Origin of the sequence: Pseudomonas emilianonis (genome assembly GCF_023072625.1) — a bacterium.
In the GTDB taxonomy this organism is placed as follows: Bacteria; Pseudomonadota; Gammaproteobacteria; order Pseudomonadales; family Pseudomonadaceae; genus Aquipseudomonas; species Aquipseudomonas paraveronii.
In genome coordinates this window covers 1-2,010 of the sequence record NZ_JAKNRV010000595.1, presented here as the reverse complement: position 1 = coordinate 2,010, position 2,010 = coordinate 1, and the positions used below count along the sequence as shown (strand labels likewise).

Annotated in this window: 3 protein-coding genes; all 3 read right to left on the bottom strand. The window is 61.5% G+C overall.

The window, feature by feature from the left end:
- On the bottom strand, positions 1–155 hold a 155-nt coding region (locus tag L9Z73_RS29815; RefSeq protein WP_247408509.1), incomplete at its 3' end, for an SDR family NAD(P)-dependent oxidoreductase.
- Positions 156–162: 7 nt separating this feature from the next.
- Complete coding sequence (locus tag L9Z73_RS29810) at positions 163–1,554, bottom strand: GntP family permease (protein WP_247408507.1); 1,392 nt, start codon at positions 1,552–1,554, stop codon at positions 163–165.
- A gap of 285 nt (positions 1,555–1,839) precedes the next feature.
- Positions 1,840–2,010, bottom strand: a 171-nt coding sequence (locus L9Z73_RS29805; protein ID WP_282598800.1) for a helix-turn-helix domain-containing protein, incomplete at its 5' end; no start/stop codon positions are given.

Sequence of the window (2,010 nt, the reverse complement as noted above, 5' to 3'; positions counted from 1 at the left end):
CCGAACGCCTGCACCTGGGCGATCACCGCGCTGGCGTCGCCGAAACCGTTGAGGATCAGGTTGGCGCCGGCCTCGGCCAAACTCAAGGCGATGCCCAAGCCGATGCCGCTGGTGGAGCCGGTGACCAGGGCGGTCTTGCCATTCAAGTTCGTCATAGAAACCTCACACAATGCCGGTGGCGTAGAAAGTACCGATCACCACGAACACCGCGAGGGTCTTGATAATCGTGATGCCGAAGATGTCCTTGTAGGCTTCGCGGTGGGTCAGCCCGGTGACCGCCAGCAACGTGATCACCGCGCCGTTGTGGGGCAGGGTGTCCATGCCGCCGCTGGCCATGGCCGCGACCCGGTGCAGCACCTCAAGCGGGATATTGGCCGCGTGGGCCGCTGCAATAAAACTCTCGGACATCGCCGCCAGGGCGATGCTCATGCCGCCGGACGCTGAGCCAGTGATACCGGCCAGCAGGGTCACGGTGATCGCTTCGTTGACCAGCGGGTTGGGGATGCCCTTGAGCCAGTCCGCCAGCACCAAAAAGCCCGGCAGCGAGGCGATCACTGCACCAAAGCCGTATTCCGAAGCGGTGTTCATCGCCGCCAGCAACGCACCACTGACCGCGCTCTTACTGCCTTCGGCGAGCTTGCTTTTGATTGCTGACCAGCCGAACACCAGCACCATGACGATGCCCACCAGCAGCGCCGCTTGCACCGCCCAGATCGCAGTGAGCTTGGCGATTTCGGTGGTCACCGGCGTGCTCATGCCCGCCAGGCTGAGGCTGTGGGTCTTGCCGTACCACTGCGGAATCCAGTGGGTGAACAGCAGGTTCATCACCCCCACCAGGATCAGCGGCGACAGCGCGATCCAGGGGTTAGGCAGGCTCAGGTTTTCGGCGGTCTCCGGCTCGTTGCGCAGCTCGGTGCCGTAGCCTTCACCGGCCCGTTGCGCCTTGTTGCGCTGGCGCGCCAGGTAGAGCATGCCGGTGCAGAACACGAAGACCGTGCCGATCAGCCCCAACCACGGCGCGGCCCAGGCGGTGGTGTTGAAGAACGTACTGGGGATGATGTTCTGGATCTGCGGCGTGCCGGGCAGCGCATCCATGGTGAAGGAGAACGCACCCAGGGCAATGGTCGCCGGAATCAGGCGCTTGGGAATGTCGCTCTGACGGAACATCTCCGCCGCGAACGGGTACACCGCAAACACCACCACGAACAGCGACACGCCGCCGTAGGTGAGCAGGGCGCAGACCAGCACGATCACCAGCATCGCTTGGCGCGTGCCGAGCAAACGGATCGCGGCAGCGACGATGGAGCGCGAGAAACCCGACAGCTCGATCAGCTTGCCGAACACGGCACCGAGCAGGAACACCGGGAAATACAGTTTGATGAAACCGACCATTTTCTCCATGAACACCCCGGTAAACGCAGGGGCGACGGCGGACGGGTCAGTGAGCAGGACGGCGCCGAGGGCGGCGATGGGGGCAAACAGGATAACGCTATAGCCACGGTAGGCAGCCAGCATCAGCAGCGCGAGGGCCGCCAGGGCAATGATCACACTCATGGTGTGTCTCCATCGGATTGTTATTTTTGTGGGGTGAAGCTGTGGAGGAAGGCTATAGCGAGATGTGTGCCATGTTCATAACCTATTGAAAAACATAGATATTCACGTACACATGAACAAACTTTCCAGATTTAGTCTCAATCTAGAGACAAAAACAGATCAAAGGTGGGAGGGGGCTTGCCCCCGATAGCGGTGGGTCTGCAAAGAATAGGCTGACTGAGGCACTGCCATCGGGGGCAAGCCCCCTCCCACAAGGATTGTCTTTGTATTGAGATTTGTGTCTCTTTATTGAGATGTGGCCAGGCCCAGCGCGACCATTTTCTTGTACAAGGTCGACCTGCCCAGCCCCAAGCGCTGGGCCGCGTCCACCACATTCCCGTCGCAGGCCTTGAGCGCCGCCGCAATCACCTGCCGATCAAAGCGCTCGCGCGCCGCCGCAAACGTCTCGCCCTCGAC

What these genes read in the sequence shown, in the direction of transcription:
- L9Z73_RS29810 (WP_247408507.1), bottom strand. Translation starts at nt 1,554, where the DNA reads ATGAGTGTGATCATTGCCCTGGCGGCCCTCGCGCTGCTGATGCTGGCT.